The 22,182-nt window shown below is 66.1% G+C and carries 20 protein-coding genes; 11 read left to right on the top strand and 9 right to left on the bottom strand.

All coding sequences use genetic code 11. The features are described from left to right. Positions 1–69 precede the first annotated feature (69 nt). Positions 70–858, top strand: coding sequence for a crotonase/enoyl-CoA hydratase family protein (locus R5H30_RS03620; RefSeq protein WP_318326644.1), 789 nt, complete (start codon positions 70–72; stop codon positions 856–858). A 6-nt stretch (positions 859–864) separates the two neighbouring features. Here the strand turns inward: R5H30_RS03620 and R5H30_RS03615 are convergent, their stop codons facing one another. After that, the gene (locus R5H30_RS03615; RefSeq protein WP_318326643.1) at positions 865–3,921 is read right to left on the bottom strand and encodes a valine--tRNA ligase; all 3,057 of its coding nucleotides are present in this window, start codon (positions 3,919–3,921) and stop codon (positions 865–867) included. A 187-nt stretch (positions 3,922–4,108) separates the two neighbouring features. Between R5H30_RS03615 and R5H30_RS03610 the strand changes: the two genes are divergently transcribed. After that, a complete protein-coding gene (locus tag R5H30_RS03610) occupies positions 4,109–6,406 on the top strand; it encodes a xanthine dehydrogenase family protein molybdopterin-binding subunit (protein WP_318326642.1) in 2,298 nt (765 codons plus the stop codon). Continuing rightward, on the top strand, positions 6,384–7,481 hold the full coding sequence (locus R5H30_RS03605) for a T6SS phospholipase effector Tle1-like catalytic domain-containing protein (protein WP_318326641.1): 1,098 nt from the start codon (positions 6,384–6,386) through the stop codon (positions 7,479–7,481). Before R5H30_RS03610 ends, R5H30_RS03605 begins: the two co-directional genes overlap by 23 nt. On the opposite strand, the gene R5H30_RS03600 is transcribed toward R5H30_RS03605, so the two are convergent. The 4 genes from R5H30_RS03600 to metF form a co-directional block, all read right to left on the bottom strand. Then, the gene (locus R5H30_RS03600) at positions 7,478–7,675 is read right to left on the bottom strand and encodes a hypothetical protein (protein WP_318326639.1); all 198 of its coding nucleotides are present in this window, start codon (positions 7,673–7,675) and stop codon (positions 7,478–7,480) included. The two genes, R5H30_RS03605 and R5H30_RS03600, sit on opposite strands and share 4 nt — an antisense overlap. Positions 7,676–7,677: 2 nt before the next feature. Continuing rightward, a complete protein-coding gene (locus R5H30_RS03595) occupies positions 7,678–8,919 on the bottom strand; it encodes a peptidoglycan-binding domain-containing protein (RefSeq protein WP_318326638.1) in 1,242 nt (413 codons plus the stop codon). Positions 8,920–9,053: 134 nt separating this feature from the next. Beyond that, on the bottom strand, positions 9,054–9,536 hold the full coding sequence (locus R5H30_RS03590) for a PaaI family thioesterase (RefSeq protein WP_318326637.1): 483 nt from the start codon (positions 9,534–9,536) through the stop codon (positions 9,054–9,056). 66 nt (positions 9,537–9,602) lie between these two features. Beyond that, complete coding sequence (metF, locus tag R5H30_RS03585) at positions 9,603–10,469, bottom strand: methylenetetrahydrofolate reductase [NAD(P)H] (RefSeq protein ID WP_318326636.1); 867 nt, start codon at positions 10,467–10,469, stop codon at positions 9,603–9,605. A gap of 85 nt (positions 10,470–10,554) precedes the next feature. Between metF and R5H30_RS03580 the strand changes: the two genes are divergently transcribed. The 3 genes from R5H30_RS03580 to R5H30_RS03570 all read left to right on the top strand — a co-directional run bounded on the left by R5H30_RS03580 (position 10,555) and on the right by R5H30_RS03570 (position 12,830). Next, complete coding sequence (locus tag R5H30_RS03580; protein ID WP_318326635.1) at positions 10,555–11,460, top strand: LysR family transcriptional regulator; 906 nt, start codon at positions 10,555–10,557, stop codon at positions 11,458–11,460. A gap of 89 nt (positions 11,461–11,549) precedes the next feature. Next, positions 11,550–12,422, top strand: a complete 873-nt coding sequence (locus R5H30_RS03575; protein ID WP_318326634.1) for a mechanosensitive ion channel family protein — start codon at positions 11,550–11,552, stop codon at positions 12,420–12,422. 72 nt (positions 12,423–12,494) lie between these two features. Further along, a complete protein-coding gene (locus R5H30_RS03570; RefSeq protein ID WP_318326633.1) occupies positions 12,495–12,830 on the top strand; it encodes a hypothetical protein in 336 nt (111 codons plus the stop codon). Here R5H30_RS03570 and R5H30_RS03565 read toward each other — a convergent pair. Genes R5H30_RS03565 through ccmI form a run of 3 tightly spaced genes read right to left on the bottom strand, consistent with a single transcriptional unit; the run spans position 12,787 to position 14,769 of the window. Continuing rightward, complete coding sequence (locus R5H30_RS03565; RefSeq protein WP_318326632.1) at positions 12,787–13,017, bottom strand: DUF1289 domain-containing protein; 231 nt, start codon at positions 13,015–13,017, stop codon at positions 12,787–12,789. The genes R5H30_RS03570 and R5H30_RS03565 overlap by 44 nt on opposite strands. Beyond that, on the bottom strand, positions 13,014–13,520 hold the full coding sequence (gene ruvX, locus R5H30_RS03560) for a Holliday junction resolvase RuvX (RefSeq protein WP_318326631.1): 507 nt from the start codon (positions 13,518–13,520) through the stop codon (positions 13,014–13,016). The genes R5H30_RS03565 and ruvX overlap by 4 nt, the downstream gene beginning before the upstream one ends. 7 nt (positions 13,521–13,527) lie before the next feature. Then, positions 13,528–14,769 carry a c-type cytochrome biogenesis protein CcmI gene (gene ccmI, locus R5H30_RS03555; RefSeq protein WP_318326630.1) on the bottom strand — a complete coding sequence of 414 codons (1,242 nt, stop codon included), beginning with the start codon at positions 14,767–14,769 and terminating at the stop codon, positions 13,528–13,530. Between the two features lie 212 nt (positions 14,770–14,981). Between ccmI and R5H30_RS03550 the strand changes: the two genes are divergently transcribed. The 5 genes from R5H30_RS03550 to R5H30_RS03530 all read left to right on the top strand — a co-directional run bounded on the left by R5H30_RS03550 (position 14,982) and on the right by R5H30_RS03530 (position 20,651). Next, positions 14,982–16,226 (top strand): sarcosine oxidase subunit beta family protein, encoded by a 1,245-nt coding sequence (locus R5H30_RS03550; RefSeq protein WP_318326629.1) that lies wholly within the window; start codon positions 14,982–14,984, stop codon positions 16,224–16,226. A gap of 127 nt (positions 16,227–16,353) precedes the next feature. Further along, on the top strand, positions 16,354–16,569 hold the full coding sequence (locus tag R5H30_RS03545) for a hypothetical protein (protein ID WP_318326628.1): 216 nt from the start codon (positions 16,354–16,356) through the stop codon (positions 16,567–16,569). An 87-nt stretch (positions 16,570–16,656) separates the two neighbouring features. Continuing rightward, complete coding sequence (locus tag R5H30_RS03540; RefSeq protein ID WP_318326627.1) at positions 16,657–16,986, top strand: sarcosine oxidase subunit delta; 330 nt, start codon at positions 16,657–16,659, stop codon at positions 16,984–16,986. Between the two features lie 76 nt (positions 16,987–17,062). Further along, positions 17,063–20,077, top strand: coding sequence for a sarcosine oxidase subunit alpha family protein (locus R5H30_RS03535; RefSeq protein WP_318326626.1), 3,015 nt, complete (start codon positions 17,063–17,065; stop codon positions 20,075–20,077). Then, the gene (locus tag R5H30_RS03530; protein WP_318326625.1) at positions 20,070–20,651 is read left to right on the top strand and encodes a sarcosine oxidase subunit gamma; all 582 of its coding nucleotides are present in this window, start codon (positions 20,070–20,072) and stop codon (positions 20,649–20,651) included. Before R5H30_RS03535 ends, R5H30_RS03530 begins: the two co-directional genes overlap by 8 nt. Positions 20,652–20,713: 62 nt before the next feature. Here the strand turns inward: R5H30_RS03530 and R5H30_RS03525 are convergent, their stop codons facing one another. Further along, positions 20,714–22,111: a calcium-binding protein gene (locus R5H30_RS03525; RefSeq protein ID WP_318326623.1), complete on the bottom strand. Its 1,398-nt coding sequence runs from the start codon at positions 22,109–22,111 to the stop codon at positions 20,714–20,716. Between the last annotated feature and the right edge of the window lie 71 nt (positions 22,112–22,182).

Genomic DNA, 22,182 nt, shown 5'->3' with positions numbered 1-22,182 from the left:
GTGCCGCCACGTTCCGCTGGTCTTGTCGCCCCGCAGCGGGTCTGATGCGCCCAGAACAGGAGGATCGACATGGCCCGCGTTTCGCTTGAAGTCACCGACCACATCGCCCGGCTGCGCCTGACCCGGCCGGACAAGCGCAATGCCGTCGACCAGGAGATGATCGACGCGGTGCTTGCGGCGGCGGCAGAGATCGCCGCCTCGGACGCGCGGGTCGTCGTGATCTCGGGCGAGGGCCCGGACTTCTGCGCCGGGATCGATCTGATGTCGCTGAGCGGACTGGTCGGCAGCGACCCCGAGGCGCTGATCCTGCCGCGCACGCATGGCGACGGCACCACGAACCAGTGGCAGGAGTTCGCGCTCGCCTGGCGCCGGCTCGAAATCCCGGTGATCGCGGCGCTGCACGGAAATGTCTTCGGCGCCGGCCTGCAACTGGCGCTCGGCGCCGACATCCGTATCGCGGCCCCCGAGACTCGGCTTGCCGTGATGGAGATGAAATGGGGCATCGTGCCAGACATGGGCGGCATGGTGCTCTTGCCCAGGCTGGTGCGCGCGGACGTTTTCCGGCGTCTGACCTACACCGCCGACCCGGTTCCGGCCGCGCAGGCCGAACGCTGGGGGTTGGTCACCGAGATCGCCGAGGATCCGCTGGACACGGCGATGGAGCTGGCGCGCGGCATGGCGCTCAAGGGGCCAAACGCGATCCGGGCCGCGAAACGCCTGATCGAGGTTGCCGAGAACGCGCCCGAACGCGAGGTGCTGTTGGCAGAATCGCGCGAGCAGGCGGCGCTGATCGGGCGGCCCGAGCAAATGGAAGTGGTGGCGGCGCAATTTGCAAAGCGCCCGCCGAAATTTGCATAAATCCTGCTAACCCAGCTCGGCCAGGCGGTCGAGCGCCTCGCGCAGCTTGCCTTCCTCTTCCTCGCGCAGGGCGAGGTTGGCGCGGGTTTCGACAACCACCTCTTCGGGCGCCGAGGCGGCGAACTTGGGGTTGTTGAGCCGCCCGCGCAGGCCGCCCAGCTCCTTGCCGAGCTTGTCGAGCGATTTCTGCAGGCGCGCCTTTTCCTCGCCGATGTCGATGATGTCGGCAAGCGGCAGGCCGAAGGTGGCCCCGCGCATGGCGATCGAGACGGTGCCTTTCGGAAAGCTCTCGGTCCGGTCCAGCGCCTCGACGCGGGCCAGGCGCTTGATCATCGCTTCGTTGCGCGCCCAGGCGGCCTCGCCGGCCGCGTCAATTTCGGTCACCAGAAGCGGGACGTAAAGCCCGGCCGGGACGTGCATTTGCGCCCGCGCCGAGCGCACGTTCTCGATCAGGGCCACGACCCAGTTGATCTCCTGATCCGCCTCGGCGTCGATCAGGGCGTCTGCGGAATAGCTTGGCCAGTCGGCATGGATGAGCGGCTTGGCGCGGGTGCCGGTCTTGTCCCAAAGCTCTTCGGTGATGAAGGGCATGATCGGGTGCAGCAGCACCAGGCACTGATCGAGCACCCAGGCCATCGTGGCGCGGGTCTCCGGTGCGGCCTCGGCGTTGCTCTCATCCTGCAGCAGCGGCTTCGAAAGTTCGAGGTACCAGTCGCAGACCGTGCCCCAGACGAACGCATAAAGCGTGTTGGCCGCATCGTTGAACCGGAAGTTTGCCAGTGCCTCGTCGACCGCCTGCCGGGTGCGGGCGGTCTCGCCGATGATCCACTTGTTGACTGCCTGCTCCGGCGCGAGGTCGATGGCGCCGTCCGCGCGGATCGGCGCACGCTCGCCCTCGAAGACGCCGTTCATCTCGGCGAAGCGGCAGGCGTTCCAGAGCTTGGTGCCGAAGTTGCGGTAGCCTGCGATGCGCTGGGTCGAGAGCTTCAGGTCACGCCCCATCGCCGCCATCGAGGTCAGGGTAAAGCGCACCGCGTCGGCGCCGAATTCCTCGATCAATTCCAGCGGGTCGAGCACGTTGCCCAGGGACTTCGACATCTTCTTGCCCTTCTCGTCGCGGACGAGGGCGTGGACGTAGACGGTGTCGAAGGGTTTCTGGCCGACCACGGCATATTGCATCATCATCATCCGGGCGACCCAGAAGAAGATGATGTCGAAACCGGTGATCAGGACGGACGTGGGGAAGTATTTCTCCAGTTCCGGTGTCTTCTCGGGCCAGCCTAGCGTGCCAATCGGCCAGAGACCGGAAGAGAACCAGGTGTCGAGGACGTCGGGGTCACGTGAAAGACTAACCGACGCGAGTTTGGTTCCGGAAAAGCCAAACCCACGCATTTGACCGTGAGGGTCACCCGGAATGAAGTCGATTTCTATTTCCTGACCATAGTAGTTCTTAGCCAATCTGCGAACTTCATCTTCGTTTGCCCCGCAGAAAAACTCTGTGCCACCTGAAGTGTCAGGAAATTTTTCTATCGCTTCTTTCGACGGCCCATACCAAACCGGAATCTGGTGCCCCCACCAGAGCTGGCGCGAGATACACCAGGGTTCGATGTTCTCGAGCCAGTTGAAATAGACCTTGCGGTCCTGCTCGGGCAGGATCTCGACCTCGCCCGAACGCACGGCGTCGATGGCCGGGCCCACGATCTTCTCGGCGTCGACGAACCACTGGTCGGTCAGCATCGGCTCGATCACGGTTTTCGACCGGTCACCAAAGGGTTGCATGATCTTCTTCGACTCGACCAGCGGCGTCAGAAGCGGCGTCTCGGCCGGGTCGAAGTTTTCCGACGGATCGACATCGGGGTCGGGCACCATGACCGCGAGTCCCTCGCGCGTGATCTGCTCGACGACGCGCTTGCGGGCCTCGAAACGGTCGAGCCCGCGCAGGTCGTCGGGGACGAGGTTGACCGCATCAGCCTCGGCCTCGCCCAGGGTCTGCACGCCCCTGGCGACGGACATGGCGATGGCGGCGGCCTCGGCATAGGGCGCGCCGTCGTCTCGCATCGCGCCCCTGGTGTCCATCAGGCGGTAAAGCGGAATGCCGCCGCGCTGCGCCACGGCATAGTCGTTGAAGTCATGCGCGCCGGTGATCTTGACCGCGCCCGATCCGAAATCCGGGTCCGGGTAGCTGTCGGTGATGATCGGGATCATCCGGCGATGCTCTTTCGGTCCGACCGGGATTTCGCAGAGTTTCCCGACGATTGGCGCGTAACGCTCGTCCGACGGATGAACCGCGACCGCGCCGTCGCCCAGCATGGTCTCGGGGCGCGTGGTGGCGATGGAGATGTAGTCGCGCTCTTCCTCCAGCACGACGGTGCCGTCCTCGTCCTTCTCGACGTAGGTATAGGTCTCGCCGTCCGCCAGCGGGTATTTGAAGTGCCACATGTGGCCGTCGACCTCGATGTTCTCGACCTCGAGGTCGGAGATCGCGGTCTCGAAATGCGGGTCCCAGTTGACCAGCCGCTTGCCGCGGTAGATCAGGCCCTTTTCGTACATGTCGACGAAGACCTTGATGACGGCATCGTGGAAGTTGCCGTCCTCGCCCTCAGGCGCGCCGGGGGCGCCGGACATGGTGAAGGCGTTGCGCGACCAGTCGAGCGAGGCGCCGAGGCGGCGCAGCTGGTCGATGATCGTGCCGCCGGAGGCCTGTTTCTGGTCCCAGACCTTGGCGACGAATTCCTCGCGCGAAAAGTCGGTACGGCGCATGTTGGACTTGGCCAGCTCGCGCTCGACGACCATCTGCGTGGCGATCCCGGCATGGTCCTGCCCGGGCTGCCAGAGCGTGTCGAATCCGCGCATCCGGTGCCAGCGGACAAGGATGTCCTGCAGGGTGTTGTTGAAGGCATGTCCCATGTGCAGCGAGCCGGTCACGTTGGGCGGCGGGATCATGATGCAGAAGGTCTCGTCCCGCGACGCGTTGGCCCCGGCCTTGAACGCCCCGGCCTGTTCCCAGGCGGCGTAGAGACGGCCCTCGGCCTCTTTTGCGTCGAATGTCTTGTCCAGCGCCATCGGTCGCACCCTTCGTGATCTGTCGGAGCGATGATCTATCCGAGCTTGCCGGAAAGGGAAAGGCGCAGACAACGATCGGAAACCCGCCGGACGCATGGGCACGAAGCGTCCCGTCGGCGTTCACTGGACAAGCGGTCAGGGGCCGCTAAGGTCCGCTCGGGACCACGGGCAGCAAGAGGAACGCATCATGGACAAGTTCGGCAAGAGCCAATCGGTCAAGCGGGTCGAGGACGTGCGCTTTCTGACCGGTCACGGGCAGTACGTCGAGGATGTGGCGCCCGAAGGTGCGCTACGCGCGCATTTCCTGCGCTCTCCGGTGGCCCATGCGACGATCACGACACTCGACGTCTCGGCGGCGCGTGAGGCGCCCGGCGTGCATGCGGTCCTGACCATTGAGGACATGGAGGCCGCAGGCATCGACATTCACATTCCGGCGACGATCCAGAAGAACCGGGATGGCAGCCAGGGGGCCGCGCCCGTCCGCCCCGTGCTCGCGAAGGGAAAGCTCAACTTCGTCGGCGAGGCGGTGGCGATTGTTGTGGCCGAAACGGCAGATCAGGCCCGCGACGCGATCGAGCTGATCGAGCTCGACTACGAGGACCTGCCGGCGCAGCTGGCGATGGCGAAGGGCGATGTCGACATCCACAAAGAAGCGCCCGGCAACCTCGCCTTCGACTGGGGTATGGGCGACGAGGCGGCGACCGAAAAAGCTTTCGCCGAGGCTGCGCGGACGGTATCACTCGAGGTTGGCGACAACCGGATCATCGTCAACTCGATGGAGCCGCGCGGCTGCTATGCCGAGTGGGATGGCGGCAAGCTGCACATCGCGATCAACGGGCAGGGGGTCTGGGCGCACAAGGACCGGATGATGGCGGCCTTCGGGCTGGATGCAGACCAGGTGCGCGTGACCAACCCGGACACCGGCGGCGGGTTCGGGATGAAGGGCTTTTCCTATCCCGAACACTATCCGGTCGCGCAGGCGGCGCGGGTGCTGGGCCGGCCGGTGGTCTGGATGTCGGAACGCACCGAGGCGATGCTGAGCGACAATGGCGGGCGCGCCCTGGTGTCGGTGGGCGAGCTGGCCTTTGACGCGGACAATCGTATCACCGCCTACCGGGTGCGCACGAAATGCGATCTCGGGGCCTACAATTCGACCTTCGGCCAGATGATCCAGACGTTCCTGTTCAGCCGGGTGCTGATGGGAACCTATGACGTGCAGACGACCTGGCTCGAGGTCGAGGGCTATTTTACCAACACCGTGCCGGTCGATGCTTACCGTGGGGCCGGGCGGCCCGAGGCGATCTACCTGCTGGAACGGGTCATGGACCGCGCGGCGCGCGAGCTGGGCATCGACCCTTTCGAGCTGCGGCGCATCAATTTCATCAAGCCCGACCAGTTCCCCTACAAGAGTGTGACCGGCGAGACCTACGATGTCGGCGACTTCGCCAAGGTCACGGATCGCATCCGCACCGAGGCCGATTTCGCCGGCTTCGCGGCGCGCAAGGCCGAGGATGCGCGGCAGGGACGCCTGCGCGGTCTGGGAACGTGTTACTATATCGAAAGCATTCTCGGCGATCCTTCGGAAGGAGCGAAAGTCTCCTTCAACGAGGATGGCAAGGTGACGATCTATGTCGGCACGCAATCGAACGGCCAGGGGCATGAAACGGTCTACGCGAAGTTTCTCGCCGACCAGACCGGGATCCCCGCGGACCGGATCAGCGTGGTGCAGGGCGACAGCGACCTAATCGCGAAAGGCGGCGGCACGGGCGGCTCGCGCTCGGTCACCACGCAGTCCAACGCCACGCTGGCGACCGTCGCGAAGATCACGGACAGCTTCACCGCCTTTCTGGCGGATGAGCTGGGTGTGGCGGCTTCGGCGATCCGTTTCGACGACGAACGCTTTCGCGCCGAAGGGTCGAACGAGACCCCGACGATGCTCGAAGTCGCCGAGATGGCGCGCGCGAAAGGTCGCGACGATCTTCTGGTGCACGAGGAACGCGCCACGCTGCCTGCCCGGAGTTTTCCAAACGGCTGCCACGTTTGCGAGGTAGTGGTGGATCCAGAAACCGGAGGGGTGGACGTGGACCGCTACATGGTCGTTGACGATTTCGGCAACCTGATCAACCCGATGCTGGCCGAGGGCCAGGTGCATGGCGGCGTCGTGCAGGGCATCGGTCAGGCGATCATGGAGCGCACCGTCTACGACGAGGACGGACAGCTGCTCACGGCAACGTTCATGGACTACGCTTTACCCCGCACGACGGACGTGCCCTACATTGGTTTCGTATCGGAACCGGTGCCGTCGACCGCCAATGTCATGGGCATGAAAGGCTGCGGCGAGGCCGGAACCGTCGGCGCGCTGGCAGCGGTGGCCAATGCCGTGCAGGACGCGCTGTGGGAGCGCGGGGTTCGACAGGCCGACATGCCTTTCACGCCGCAGAAGGTATGGGAGTTGCTTCAGGATGAAGCGATCGCGGCGGAATAAGCTGCTCAAGTGGTTGCACGCCGCCTTCTGGCGGCGTCCCGCCACGGACTTCGGGCCGCGCCGCGGGCCGGTGATCCACGTCATCATCCTCGATGGGACCATGTCCTCGCTCGAGCCGGGGCTGGAGACCAACGCCGGGCTAACCTACCGGCTCTGCCGCGAAATGGGCGCGCAACTTTCGATCTACTACGAGCCGGGCATCCAGTGGCAAGACTGGCGCTCGGCGCAGGACGTGTTCGTCGGGCGCGGCATCAACCGGATGATCCGGCGCACCTACGGTTACCTCGCCTCGCGCTACCGCCCCGGCGACCGCATCTTTCTCTTCGGTTACTCGCGCGGCGCCTACGCGGTACGCTCCCTGGCCGGCATGATGGACCTCGTCGGCCTGCTGCGCGCCGAGGACGCGACCGAGCGCAACATCCGCGACGTTTACCGCCATTACCAGGGCGACCCCGACAGCGGCAGCGCGCAGGCCTTCGCCGCGGCGCACTGCCTCAAGGACATCCCGATCGAGATGATCGGGGTCTGGGACACGGTGAAGTCGCTGGGCCTCAACCTGCCGGTGCTCTGGCGCTTCAGCACGCCCAAGCACGATTTCCACAACCACGAGATCAGCGACAACGTGAGGGCCGGGTTCCAGGCGCTGGCGCTCGACGAGACGCGCACGGTCTACGCCCCGGTGCTCTGGACCAGTTCGGAGGATCGCGAAGGCGTGCTGGAACAGGTCTGGTTCCCCGGCACCCACGGCGATGTCGGCGGACAGATCGACGGCGTGGAAAGCGCGCGCCCTCTGGCCAACATTCCATTGGTCTGGATGCTGGAAAAGGCCGAGGGTTGCGGGCTGCCGCTGCCGCCGGGCTGGCGCCAGCGCTTCCCGATGGACCCAACCGCGCCCTCGATCGGGCGCTATCACGGCTACGGAAAATTCTTCCTCGGCCGGCGTCCGCGTGTGCCCGGCGCCGACCCGTCCGAACGTCTGCATGAAAGCGTCTTCGCACGCAGGGCGGTTCAGCCCGAACAGCGTGGCTTTGTCGGGTTGCGCCGGCCGGTCCGAGACAGGGCCGCGGGCCTCTAGCCGTCCTTGCCGCGCCGAGCCAGCAGGCGCGCGAGTGCCGCGACGACTCCGGACAGCACGATACCGGCGGCCGTGCAGACCACCACGAGCAGGGCCTGCCCCGCAACCGTCGCGGGCTGCACCCAGGCCACCAGTGCAAGCCCGAAGATCAGGCCGATCACGCCGCCGGTTCCGATCTTGGTGAGGATGTCCATGATCAGAAACCGACCAGCGACAGGAAGCCTTCGCCGTAGGAGTCTGCCCAGCGGCGGATCTTGCGCCTTGCGACCTCAGCTGAGAACCCGTCGCGCAGGAGTTCCGGGTCGCTCATCACGTCCGTCTTCCACTCGGAGAACAATGCCTGTGCCTGTGCGAAGCTGCGCACCTGAGACAGATCGAGGCTAAGGATCGGCGCGTCGCCGGTGACGTAGCTCTCGCCCGGCAGCCAGCCGAAAAGGTAGGGGCCGATGCCATCGATCGCAAAGCCCTTTGCCCGGACCAGAAGCAGCGCCTCCTCGGCGCGCACGCGGTCGTAGGCGCTGATCGCCGTGTCGCAGATCGGCTCGCCGGGCTGCACCGCGGCCCGGTTGAGCTTGTCGGCGGTCTCGCCGCTGGTCAGCGGCCAGATCGTGACGAACTGGCTTTCGGTCGGGTTCGAGATGCCGCCCGAAGGCAGCATGGCGGCGTTGTAGGCCTCGCAGATCACGGTGTGACGAAAGGCGTTGCTGGCCGAGGCGTCGGATTTGAAGGCGACGATGCCGTAACCCCGGAACCCTTCGGGCGGGATCTGGTCGGGGCCGGAGAACATCCGCGTCGGAATCGGAACAGATGTGCTGCGCACGGTACGGGTCGCTGGCGTGGCAGGACGGCTGGCCGGGCCGCGATCCGGTCCGGCGGCGGCAAGCCGAGGTGTACCCGTCCCGGACGCGGTGGTGCGCGTCACCGTCGGCCCGGCGATGTCATAGCGGATCTGTCCGGAGGCCCGGATGCGATCCATGCAGTTCTCCAGCAGCCCGTAGCTGCCGCACATGGTGCCAAGCGCAAGACCTATGGCGTAATCCGATGTCGCGCCCCTTTCGGCTTCGCGTGCCGCGCGCTCCAGGACGTAGCTGTCGTACTGGCTGAGACGGCCGGTCGGCTCAGCGCCGATCCTTGTCTGGAACTCCGAGATTGCGGCGCGGGTGCGCGCGCCCGCCACACCGTCGGGGGTTCCGGCGTCGAAACCGAGCTTGGCGAGGCTGATCTGCGCCGACCGGATCGACTCGCGGGTTTGTTTCACGGGCGCGATCCGGCGCGGCGCCGTGCGATAGGCGCGCTTGGACGAGCGGTTTACACTGGGCGCGTTGCGGATCGCCTGGTTCACGATCCCGCCCATGGCGGCGCCGCCGATGAAGTCACCTGGCGACGGTTTGGACTCCTGCGCCGTCAGCGGAACAGGCGCAAATGCCACCGCGGCCATGAGAAATCCGATAATCCCAATGCGCATGATAGAAATACCTTTCGCGCAATGAGAGTAAAATCGTTAACGCCCGCCTGTCCAGTCACATCGCAGGGGGCGGCGCCGCGACCTTGCAGCGCGCGGCCCCCAGCGGATCATTTGCTCATCTGCATCACGATGCAGGTCGTGGAGCCTGTGGCATAGAGCCGCCCGTCTTCCGCGCCGCGCAACGCGCCATGGGCAATGCCGGTCGAGCGCCCGACGTGATCCGTCTCACCGGTGCACAGGATGTCGGTTCCCAGCGGGATCGGTCGGATGATGTTCACCTTGAATTCGAGCGTAGTGTAGACCGAACCGCGCGGGATGCGCGTCATCACCGCGCAGGCCATCGCGCTGTCGAGTATCGTGCCGTACCAGCCTCCGTGGACCGTGCCCATCGGATTGGTGACGTTGAATTTGGGCGTTCCGCGAAACTCGACGCGGCCCTCGTCGACCGCATGCAGCGTGAACCCCATCGTCTCGCCGATCGGCGGTCCGGGAAGGCGGCCTTCGAGGATGCCGCGCATGAATTCCAGACCGGAGAGCGCCAGAACCTCGTCGGGTTTCGGCAGATCGGCGGGGCTTTGGGCGATGGTCATGAGGCGTCTCCGGCAGGCTGGGGGTCTGCCGGGACGCTAGTGGGGCCGGGTCGCGGCGTTCAAGCCTTACGCGACGTTCCGGACGGCGACCGCCGGCGTGACGCCCAGGGCGTGGCAGACGTTTCGCGTCAATTCCGGCCGGTTGAGCGTGTAGAAATGCAGGCTCTCGACGCCCTCGTCGACCAGATCGGAACACATCTCGGTGCACAGCGCCGTGGCGAAGAGGTCGTGCCGGTCGTCGCGGATCGCTGTCTCGAAGGCCTGGTCGAGCCAGGCCGGTACGGTGGTCCCGCAGCGCAGGGCGAATTTGCGGGCGCTTGTCCAGTTGGTGACCGGCAGGATGCCGGGCACGATCGGCGCGGTGATCCCGGCATCGGCGCAGGCGTCGCGAAACCTCAGGAAGGTTTCGGCCTCGAAGAAGAACTGCGTGATCGCCTCGGCGGCGCCAGCGTCGAGCTTGGCCTTCAGCCAGTCGATGTTGGCCTTCTGGTCTTTCGCCTCGGGGTGACGCTCTGGGTAGGCGCCGACGCGTAGTGTAAACTGCCCGGTGGTGGCCAGCGCCTCGATCAGTTCGACCGAGTTGGCAAAGCCATGCGGGTGCGGCGTGAAGCTTTCGTCGCCAGCGGGCGGGTCGCCGCGCAGGGCCACGATGTCGGTCACGCCCGCCTTTGCGAAGCGCCGCGCCACCGCGAGCGTCTCGTCGCGGCTGGTGCCGACGCAGGTCAGGTGCGCGGCGACCGGCAGGCCGGAGCGGTGATGCAGCGTCCAGGCCGCGTCATGTGTGAGGTCACGCGTCGTACCGCCGGCCCCGTAGGTCACCGAGAAGAACCGCGGCGCGAGCGGCGCGAGCGCCTGCGCGGTCTCGAACAGCTTGAAGGTCGCGTCGATCGAGCGCGGCGGGAAAACCTCGAAGGAAACGGAAGGTACGGGCATGGGGATATCCTTGTTGTTGGCCTCTTGTGCCATGTCGGCACGTATGAGACAAACTCATAACTCTCATCTTCAACATGAGTTCTCCATGCATATCGAGTTTCGCCATTTGCGGACCGTCAACGCGATTCACGAGGCCGGCGGACTCGCGCGCGCCGCCGACCAGCTGCACATCACGCAGTCCGCATTGAGCCACCAGATCAAGCATCTGGAAGACCAGGCGGGCGTCGAGCTTTTCGTGCGGCGCTCGAAACCGCTCAAGCTTTCGCCCGCCGGAATGCGCCTGCTGAAGCTGGCGCGACAGGTCCTGCCGCAGGTGGAGGCGCTGCAGGCCGAGTTCGAAGGGTTGCGCGCAGGTAGCACCGGGCGGATGCACATCGCGATCGAATGCCATGCCTGTTTCGAATGGCTGTTTCCGGTTCTCGAGAAATTCCGGCAGGGCTGGGGCGAGGTCGATGTCGACATCCGCCCAGGACTGGCCTTCGAGGCGCTTCCTGCGCTGCTGCGCGAAGAGGTCGACGTTGTGATCTCGTCCGATCCCGAAGAACTGGCCGGCGTCGAGTTCGTCGAACTGTTCGACTACGCGCCCGTGTTCGTTGCCGCTTCGTCGCATCCGCTGGCCGACAAGGCTTTCGTCGAAGCAAGCGATTTCCGAGACCAGACGCTCATCACCTACCCGGTGGAACGCTCACGGCTCGACGTCTTCTCGCAGCTGCTGATCCCGGCCAAGGTGGAACCCGCGGCGATCCGCCAGGTCGAGCTGACGGCGGTGATCCTGCTGCTGGTCGCTTCGAACCGGGGTGTTGCGGTGTTGCCGGACTGGGTCGTGCGCGAGGTCAAGTACAGCTCGGACTACGTCACGCGGCCACTGACCGAGACCGGCATCACCCGCCGGCTTTACGCCGCGGTGCGCCAGGACGATCTCGGCAAGCCCTACATGAAGGAGATGCTGCGGCTTGCGGGCGAAGAGGCGCGCAAGCTGCAGACCCAGTGACGCGCCGCGGCTTCGCAGGTCGACCGGTGGCCCGCGCGGACTAGCTTTCCTTCGCAACGGCCCTGTCGGCCGTGTCGGAGGCGTAACAAGTGGAACCGGTCGAAATTCTGACGAACCAGCTGATGTCGATGGCGCGCGATGCCGTCGCCCTGCTGCCCCAGATCGCTGTCGCACTCGCGGTCATCTTCGTGACCTGGATCTTCAGCAAGATCCTGCGCTACGTGCTGCGCCGCGCGCTGGATCGGACCAGGCTGCGGCCCAGCCTGAAGGAACTTTTCGCGCTGCTGCTCAACATCTTCGTCTGGGTGCTGGGCGTGATGATCGCGGCGGTGATCGTGTTCCCGAACCTGACGCCGGCGAGCATCCTGGCCGGCCTCGGGATCGGATCGGTGGCTATCGGCTTTGCGTTCAAGGACGTGTTCGAGAATTTCCTCGCCGGCATCCTGATCCTCTTTCGCCGGGAGATGCGGATCGGGGATCACATCGAATGCGAGGGCATCGAAGGGCAGGTGTCTCACATCGCGATCCGCGAAAGCCATATCCGCCAGACCGACGGCCAGCTGGTCGTGGTGCCGAATTCGCTGCTGTTCAAGAACCCGGTGACGATCCGCACCGACCGCGACGTGCGTCGGGTGACCGTGATTTGCGGCATTGCCTACGGCGAGGACGTGGATGCCTCGCGCGAGGTCATCGAGACGGCGGTGCGTGGTTGCGACAGCGTGGTGACCAAGGACAAGCCCATACAGATCTTTGCGCAGGAGTTCGCGGAGTCCTCGATCAACTTCGAAGTCACCTGGTGGACCGGATCGAAACCGGTCGAGGTGCGCGCCTCGCGCGACCAGGTCGTGGCGGCCGTCAAGCGCGCCTTGGACGATGCGGGCATCGAGATCCCGTTCCCGTATCGCACGCTCACTTTCAAGGAGGCGCTCCCGCTGACCCGCGAGGCCCGCACGGCGAACTGATCGCGGCGCGGCGCATCGTCCCGTATCGCGCGCGGGCGAGGTTTGTTATCTTTGACCCCAGGAGGGAACGACATGCCCCGGATCGTCCGCCTTTTCATCGTCCACACGGCGCTCGGCTACGTCGCCGCCGCTGTCTTCGTGGCGTTGCTCTACTGGTTCGATATCGTGCGACTGTGGTCGCTGGTCTCGGCCAGCAACATACCGGTCTTCGCGACCTTCCTGCTGTGGTTCTTCAACGGCATCGTTTTTTCCGGCGCCCAGATTGGCATTGCGATCATGGGCCTGGCTGAGGCGCCGGATGCGCCGGGTGGCGGAAAGCGCGCGGTGACCGCGGCTCCGGCTGCCGTGCCCGCGCCGGCCCGGGTCAGCGCGCCAGGCGCGCGGCGCGCCCGCCTCGCCGCCGGCTGAGAAGACCCTGCCGCTCGGAAAGCTGCGCCATGATCTCGCGCCGCGCCTCGGGCGTCATCTTCGACCAGCCGGTGATTTCGTCGATCGAGCGCAGGCACCCGGTGCAGAGCCGCGCCTCGGGATGAATGACGCAGATGCGCACGCAGGGGCTTTCAATCTCGTTGCGGGTCCAGATGTCGTCACTCATACCGTACCTTCCGTATTGCTCCGGCCCGCACGCAACACGCGGATGCGGTCCAGCGCCCCCTGCAGGATATAGGCGGCGGCGACATGATCGATGACCTCGGCGCGACGTTTTCGCGACGTATCCGCCTCGAGTAGCGCCCGTTCCGCCGCGACCGTGCTCAGCCGTTCGTCCCAGAAGGTGATCGGCACCCCGGCAAGGGCAGGGCGCTGCATGAGGTTGCGCGCGAAAGCACGCGTCGACTGGCACCGCGGCCCCTCGCTGCCGTCCATGTTGCGCGGCAGGCCCAGGACCAGCCCGGCGATGCGTCGTTCGGCCAGAATGGCCTCGAGCCGCTCGGCATCCTGGCCGAACTTGCGCCGGCGGATGGTCTCGAGCGGGCTTGCCACCGAGAGCAGCGTATCGCTGACCGCGACGCCTATGGTCCGGGTGCCGAAATCGAGCCCGGCGATCGCCTGCATCGGGGGCAGGGCGTCGAGGAATGCGCCCGTATCCTCGTGGATCATCCGGCCCTCACTCGGCCACGCCGGCCTGTTGTCCGGCGCTGCGCAGCATGTCGACCGCCGACGGATCCCCGGAGAAGACGGCGATCGCCTCTTGGTAGATTCGCGCCGCTTCCTCGCGCCGCCCGAGCACACCGAGCGCCGTGACCAACTGCGCCCAGTCCTGCGCCGGACCGCCCTCGGTCGCGAGCCGGTCCGACAGGCCCGACACCATGCCTTCGATCATCTGCAGCCGTTCCTGCGGCGACATCTCCGCCGCGGCGTCCATGTCCTCCTGCGTCGGTCCGCGGGGCGCGGAGGGTTCGGCCGACGCGGCCGGCAGGCTGAAGCGGACGCCGGCGCGATAGGCCAGGTCCTCGATCTGGGCACGGATCGGCGGGATCCACGGCGCATCGCCCGGGCCTTCGCGCAACAGGCGTTCCCAGATCCTGAAGGCCATGTCCGGCCGCCCGGTCTGCGCCAGCATCAGCCCGGAATAGTAGCGCGCAACGCCGTTCTGCGGGTCACGCGACAGCGCGTCGCCCAGCACCACCTCGGCCTCGGGCGAGACATAGCCGCCGGCCGCCAGCACCATCATGTCTGCAAGGTCGGTCAGATCGCGTACCTCGGCGGTGTCCCCCTTGATGCGAAGGATTTCGGCCTGCGCCCGCGCGGCGGCGGCGAAATTGCCCAGCCCCGCCTCGTTGCGTGCCAGCAGCAACTGGCCCTGCAGGTCATCTGGACGCTCGGCCACCGTCGCCCGCAACCGCTCGACCAGCGCGCGGTAGTCCGCGTCGGCCTCCTGCGGCATCTCGAAGGGTGGCAGGCTGGCCTCGGCTTCCGCCTGGGACGGCCGGTCGTCGCGGAAGGCCTCGGCCATCCGTTTGCGATCCTCGAGCGCCAGGTCGCCGTAACCCGGTGCGCCCAGCACCGCGTAAAGCCCCAGGCTGCCGCCGACGAGCAACAGCGCGACCCCGGCGCCGATGACCCACCCGTTGCCAGAAGTGGTGGTCTGCGCCTCTTCGCGCGACAGCGCGGTGTCCGCGGCGAGGATGCGCCGGGACACCTCGGCGCGCACGCGTTCGGCATCCTCCGGGCTCAGCACCCCGCGGGCCAGATCGCGGTCGACCTCGCGCAGCTGGTCGCGGTAGACGCGCAGATCGTATTCCGCCGGCAGCATCGCTCCCGGCGCCCGGCGCGCGCGCAGGGCGAGAAGCAAAAGTGCGGACACGGCAAGTGCCAGCCCGCCGGCGAGGATCCAGAACGACACCATGCGCCCCCCGGGGTCTATGCGGTCCCGTTCCCCTGTAACCGCCAATGCCGCCGGGCAAAAGGGTCATTTCGCCGCTGCCCGGCGCCGTCGCGCGGAATTGCGGAGCGTGTCGCAAAGCTGTTAGGAAATGCCGCGCCGGGTCAGGTGTTTTCCGCTGGCTGGCGCAAAAGGGGGCCAGCCGGTCCGCCGGACGAGTTGAGGGTGTGCCGACCATGAAACGCTATTCCGTCTTTGCCGTCGCCCGCGAGGCCCTGCGCCATCACACCGGCTGGGAGCGTGCCTGGCGCAACCCGGAACCGAAAAAGAAATACGACGTCGTCATCATCGGCGCCGGCGGACACGGGCTGGCCACGGCCTACTACCTCGGCAAGCGGTTCGGCATCCGCAATGTGGCGATCATCGAGAAAGGTTGGCTCGGCGGCGGCAACACCGGGCGGAACACCACGATCATCCGCTCGAACTACCTGCAGGACCCGTCCGCGGCCCTCTACGAGAAGGCCCGCAGCCTCTACGAGACGATGAGCCAGGACCTGAACTACAACGTGATGTTCAGCCCGCGTGGCGTGATCATGCTGGCCCAGACCGAGCACGAGGTCCGCGGATACAAGCGCACGGCGCACGCCAACGCGCTGCAGGGCGTGAAGACCGAGTACATCGGGCCGGACCGCGTCAAGGAACTGGTGCCGATCATCAACATCGACGGGCCGCGTTACCCGGTGCTGGGCGGTCTCTGGCAGGCCCGCGGCGGCACCGCGCGTCACGATGCCGTGGCCTGGGGCTATGCGCGCGCCTGTTCCGACATGGGCATGGACGTGATCCAGCAATGCGAGGTCACCGGCATCCGCACAGAAGGCGGCAAGGTCCGCGGCGTCAGCACGGCCAGGGGCGAGATCGACTGCGACAAGCTTGGCATCGTCGTGGCGGGCAACTCCGGCGTCGTCGCGCGCATGGCCGGCTTCCGGCTGCCGATCGAAAGCGTCGCCCTGCAGGCTCTGGTCAGCGAGCCGATTAAGCCTTGCATGGACGTGGTCGTGATGGCCAACACCGTGCATGGTTACATGAGCCAGTCCGACAAGGGCGAAATGGTCATCGGCGGCGGCACCGACGGTTACAACAACTACACCCAGCGCGGCGCCTTCCACCATATCGAGGAAACCGTGCGTGCGCTGGTCGAGACCTTCCCGATGGTGTCGCGCCTCAAGATGCTGCGGCAATGGGGTGGGATCGTCGACGTGACCGGCGACCGCTCGCCGATCCTGTCGAAGACGCCCGTGGAGAACGTCTTCGTCAACTGCGGCTGGGGCACGGGGGGCTTCAAGGCGACCCCGGGCTCCGGTTGGGCGATGGCCGAGCTGATGGCAAAGGGCCGCGCGCCGCTCACCGACGCCTTCGGGCTCGAGCGCTTCCGCGAGGGCCGCTTCATCGACGAATCCGTCGCCGCCGGGGTGGCCCATTGATAGTTTTCCGCTCGGATGCAGGCGTTGGCCCAGCAGCTTTTTGCGCTGCGGCGCAGCGGCGCCACCGGAACTTTGGCGCGATGTGTGTCGTTTCCCTGTCGAATAACAAGACAGAAGGAACGATGCCATGGCAGACCAGACCAATCACACGACCACCACGTCGAGCGGCAGCTCCAGCATGCTTGCCTTCGTCGTCGGCATCCTCGTCGTTGTCGTCGGCGTGCTCGCATGGGTGGTCTTCGGCAACGGTGACCTCGCGCAAGGAGGTGGCGAGGACATCAACATCAGTATCGAAGGCACCGACACGCCGCTGGAAAGCGCGGCCGAAGCCGTGTCCGAATAACCCGACCGACTTGACCGCTTCTCGGGCCGGTGCCGTACGCGGCGCCGGCCTGTTTGCGTCTTGCGTAGCGCTGCGAGGTTCCGACCCATGCTGATCCTGACCTGCCCCGTCTGCGGTGTCACCGCAGAGGAAACCGAATTCCACGCCGGCGGCGAGGCGCATCTCGAAAGGTTCGGCCCCGGCTCCACGGACGCCGATTTCGAGCAATACCTGTTCCTGCGCGAAAATCCGCGCGGTCTGCACTTCGAGCGCTGGCGCCACATCTACGGGTGCGGAAAGTGGTTCCATGCCGCGCGCGATACGATGACCCTCGAGGTCTTCGGCACCTATTCCGCCCAGACCTCGGAGCCGCCGCAGGACTTGCGCGACAGGATCCGCGAAAAACGCCCCGACTGGACATGGAGAGACCTGCCGTGATGCGCGCCTTTGCTCTCTGGTTCACAAATATCCCCGCCGGAGGCTCCGGCATCTCCAACCGCGACGAGGTCCGCAGATGAGCACCAGACTGGCCACCGGCGGGCGGCTTCTGAACCGCGACCGTGCGCTCGAATTCCGCTTCAACGGCAAGCGCCTGCGCGGCTATGAAGGCGACACGCTCGCCTCCGCGCTGCTGGCCAACGACCAGATTCTGATGGGGCGCAGCTTCAAGTACCACCGTCCGCGCGGCGTCGTCGCCAGCGGCGCCGAGGAACCGAACGCACTGGTCAACCTCGGTGCGGAAGGCAAGTTCGAGCCCAACCAGCGCGCCACGACGACCGAGCTTTTCGACGGGCTCGCCGCGGAAAGCCAGAACCACTGGCCCAGCCTCGACTTCGATCTCGGGGCCGTCAACACGGCGCTGGCGCGGTTCCTGCCCGCGGGTTTCTACTACAAGATGTTCATGTATCCGCGCGCCTTCTGGAAACACGTCTACGAGCCGTTCATCCGGCAGTCCGCGGGGCTCGGCAAGGCGCCCAAGGCCCGCGACGCAGACACCTACGAACACTTCCACGCCTTCTGCGACGTGGCCGTGATCGGCGGCGGCGTCGCCGGGCTGCAGGCGGCGAAAGCCGCGGCGCTGTCGGGTGCGCGGGTGATCCTGATGGAGCAGACTCCGCATTGGGGCGGGCGCGCGCCGGTCGACGGCGGGACGGTCGACGGCGAACCGGTTGCCGATTTCGTGACCCGAACGGTCGCCGAACTGCGCGAGATGGAGAACGTCACGCTGCGCAACCGGATGACGGGCGCCGGCGTCTACGATCACGGCTACGTGCTGGGCTACGAGCAGCTGTCCGATCACGCGCCGGACCGTCCGGGACCGCGCCACCGCCTCTGGCGCATCCGCGCGAAACACGTGATCACCGCGACCGGGGCGATCGAACGTCCGCTGGCCTTTGCCGGCAACGACATCCCCGGCGTCATGCTGGCTTCGGCGATGCGGGACTACGTGGTGAACTACGGCGTCTCGGTCGGCGACCGCACGGTGATCGTCACCAACAACGACAACGCCTACAAGACCGCCTTCGCGCTGAAGGAGGCCGGGCTGGTCGTGCCGCTGATCCTCGACGCCCGCGTCACCGCCGAGGACAGCCCGGCGATGGCGCGCGCCAAGGCGCTCGGCATTCGCGTGCTCTTGGGCCACGGGATCGCCCGGGTCATCGGCGGCAAACGCGTCACCGGCATCGAGGTCTGCTCGCAATCGGGCGAGGGCGCGGTGCTCGAGGAGGTCGCCTGCGACGCGGTCGCCATGTCAGGCGGCTGGTCGCCGGTCGTGCATCTCTGGTCGCATTGCGGGGGCAAGCTGGTCTGGGACACCGAACATGCCTGCTTCAAACCCGACCCCGACCGCCCGCCACGCGGCGCCGACGGCGAGGGGTTCGTGACCGCCGCCGGTGCGGCGAGCGGGGCGATGCGCCTTGTGGATGTGCTGGGCGACGCCGACCAGGCCGGGAAGATGGCGGTCTCGGCGGCGGGCTTCGACGTCAAGCTGACAGATTGCCCGGTTGGCGAGACCGACGATGCGGCTCCGATGATGCCGGTCTGGCTGATGCCGCAGGGCGCCGGGGCCAAGCTGCGCGAGAAGGCCTGGCTCGACTATCAGAACGACGTCAAGGTCTCGGACGTGCGGTTGGCCGCCCAGGAGGGCTTCCAGAGCGTCGAGCATGCCAAGCGCTATACCACGCTCGGGATGGCCACTGACCAGGGAAAGCTGAGCAACATCAATGGGCTCGCCACGCTTGCGCATGCGCTCGACACGCCGATCCCGCAGGTCGGCACCACGACCTTCCGTCCGCCCTACACGCCGATCTCGATGGGCTCGATCGCCGGAGAGGCGCGCGGCGAGGTGTTCCAGCCGATCCGGCGCACGCCGATGCACGACTGGCACGAAGCGCATGGCGCGCATTGGGAACCGGTCGGCCAGTGGCGCCGGCCTTACTGCTTCCTGCGCGACGGTGAGAGCGTCGAGGAAGCGGTCGCGCGCGAGGTGAAGAACACGCGCAACACGCTCGGCCTGCTCGACGCCTCGACCCTTGGCAAGATCGTGGTCAAGGGGCCGGACGCGGCGAAGTTTCTCGACCTCGTCTATACAAACATGATGAGCACGCTCAAACCGGGCCGGTGCCGCTACGGGCTGATGTGTTCCGAGAACGGCTTTCTGATCGACGACGGCGTCGTGGCCCGGCTCGATGATCAGACGTTCCTGTGCCACACCACCACCGGCGGCGCCGATCGCATCCATCAGCACATGGAAGAGTGGCTGCAGACCGAGTGGTGGGACTTGCAGGTCCACGTCGCCAACCTGACCGAGCAATATGCCCAAATCGTCGTTGTCGGGCCGAATGCGCGCAAGTGTCTCGAAAAGCTCGGCGGGCTTGACGTCTCGAAGGAAGCACTCGGGTTCATGGACTGGGTCGAGGGCGACCTCGGCGGCTTCAAGGTCCGCATCTACCGCATCTCGTTCTCGGGCGAACTCAGCTACGAGATCGCCGTGGATGCCGGACGCGGGCAGGCGCTGTGGGATGCGCTGCTGGTGGCGGGCAACGATCTCGGGGTCATGCCCTACGGCACCGAGTGCCTGCACATCCTGCGCGCAGAGAAAGGCTTCATCATGATCGGCGACGAGACCGACGGCACGGTGATCCCGCAGGATCTCGGGCTGAACTGGGCGATTTCGAAGAAGAAGGATGATTTCATCGGTAAGCGCGCGCAGGAGCGCACGCACATGACCGATCCCGCGCGCTGGAAGCTGGTGGGGCTCGAGACGACCGACGGGTCGGTCCTGCCCGATGGCGCCTACGCCGTGGCCGAGGGCGAGAACGAGAACGGCCAGCGCCGCGTGCAGGGCCGCGTGACCTCGACCTATCACTCGCCGACGCTGGGCCGGGGCATCGCGATGGGGCTGGTGCTGAACGGGCCGGACCGGATGGGCGAGGAACTGGAGTTTCCCGGCACCGACGGCAAGACCTACACCGCGAAGATCGTCGATGCGGTCTTCTACGACAAGGAAGGCGAAAAGCAGAATGTCTGATGCGGTCAAGGCGCTGGGCGGCGCGCATTTCGATACCGGTATTGCGCAGGTCACGGAACTGCCTCCAACCGGCATGATCACCCTGCGCGGTGACCTAACCGCGTCGAGTTTCGCAAAAGCGATACAGAAGGCCGCCGGTGTCGCGATACCGGGGCCGCGTGAGGCGCGGATCGACGGTGCGCAGGGCCTCATGTGGATGAGCCCGGACGAACTCCTGCTCCTGTGTTCCTATGATGCGGTGCCCGACATGCTCGCGTCCTTGCAGGACGGATTCGGCGATGCGCACGCCATGGCCGTGAACGTCTCGGACGCGCGTGCGCTCTTTTCGGTCGAAGGCGCGGCCGCGCGCGAGGTGCTGGCCAAGCTCTGCCCGGTCGATCTGGCGCCCCATGCCTTCGGGTCGGGATCGTTCCGCCGCACGCGCCTGGCGCAGGTGCCGGCGGCACTCTGGATGCCGGACGAAGACGTGTTTCGCGTCGTCTGCTTCCGCAGCGTCGCGCGCTACGTCTTCGACGTTCTCAGCGTCGCGGCACAGCCGGGCTCCGAGGTGGGGTACTTCCGCCGCGACGGCTGACCTGCGGGTCGCCATGAAAAGGGCCGCCGACGGCGGCCCCAATGTGACGACCGGCGATCATTCTAAGAAAAGATGAAATCCCCGGGGTCGAGATCATCCGCGTCGACGCCGCGCAGGATGATCTTGGTATCCGCGAATGCGACCCGGGCTCCGGCACCCACGTCATCGATGTCGAGCGCGCCGAAATTGTTCGCGCCGCTCGTGATCTCGATGTGATCCGAGTTCACCTTGAAGTCCCTGATCTGGTCGCGCCCATCCTTCTTGTCGAAGACGAAGGTGTCCGGCCCGCGGTTGCCCTTCATGTAGTCCTTGCCGTTGCCGCCTTCGATCGTGTCGGCTCCCTTGCCGCCGATAATCTTGTCCTTGCCGCCGCCGCCGTAAAGTTCGTCGTCGCCCTTGCCACCTTTTACGGTGTCCTTGCCGCCGCCGCCCTTGGCCATGTCGTCCTGGCCACCGGCGACCAGCCTGTCGTCACCACCCTTGCCGTGAAGCTCGTCCTCGTCCTTGCCGCCGCGCACCGTGTCGTCGCCCTTGCCGCCGCGCAGCGTATCATTGCCGTTCTGGCCCAGCAGGCGGTCATCTTCGGAGCCACCCTGGATGGAATCGTCGCCGTCACCACCGGCCAGCGTGTCGTTTCCGGCTTCGCCCGCGACACTGTCGTTGCCTTCCGCGGCATCGACCAGGTCGGCTCCGTCGCCGGTCTGGATGAAATTGTCACCCGACGTCCCGGTAATCTCGTCATCGCCGCCACCCGTCCGCGCATTTTCGAAATTGACGAATGACTCGCCACCGAAGTTGGTGAGTCCGGTCACGAGGTCGATGATGTAAGTCGAATTGAGATGCGTCGTGTCGAGAAGATCGTTCCCCGAACCGCCGTCGAGCGTCTCGTTCACTCCGCTCCCGGCGTGGATCGTGTCGTCGCCGCTCTGCCCGTAGAACCTGCCCGAGCCGTCGGAGACAATCGTATTGTTGCCCGAACCGTCGTAATACGTCTCGATGCTCGAGAGGCTGCGTGTTCCACCGCCGAAGGCGTTGTAGATCTGACCGTCCAGGAAGTTGATCGTCGCCCCGGAGTAGCTCGATGCCGTGTGGCTCAGCGTGTCGGAACCGGTTCCGCCATGCGCATGATCCCACCACTCACCACTTTCGACACGGAGGTAATCGTTGCCCGAGTCGCCGTAGAGCGTGTCGACGTCGAGACCGCCATAGAGCGAGTCGTTCCCCGAACCGCCCCGCAGCAAATCGGAGCCGCTGCCTCCGTAGCCGCGATCGTTGTTGTTGCCGCCGTAAATCTGGTCGCGTCCGGTTCCGCCATAGATCGTGTCGTTGCCGTCGTTGCCGCGTAGCGTGTCGTTGCCGCCATTACCGTTGATCCGGTCGTTCCACGAAACGATTGGCGGGAGATTAATGTTCGGTGCGCTGAAGTTGTTGGAATTGTTGTTCAGATTATACGTTGCCATGTCTCACTCCCATGCTTGCGCCGTCGTGAAGTTTTGTTGCCGTCCGGATGACTGATTTGAAATGACGCATC

The sequence above is a fragment of the Roseobacter sp. FCG-D35 genome (genome assembly GCF_033436665.1).
Taxonomy (GTDB): Bacteria; Pseudomonadota; Alphaproteobacteria; order Rhodobacterales; family Rhodobacteraceae; genus JAWQFO01.
Note: the sequence above shows the minus strand (reverse complement) of the source record. Positions and strands in the feature narration are given on the sequence as shown.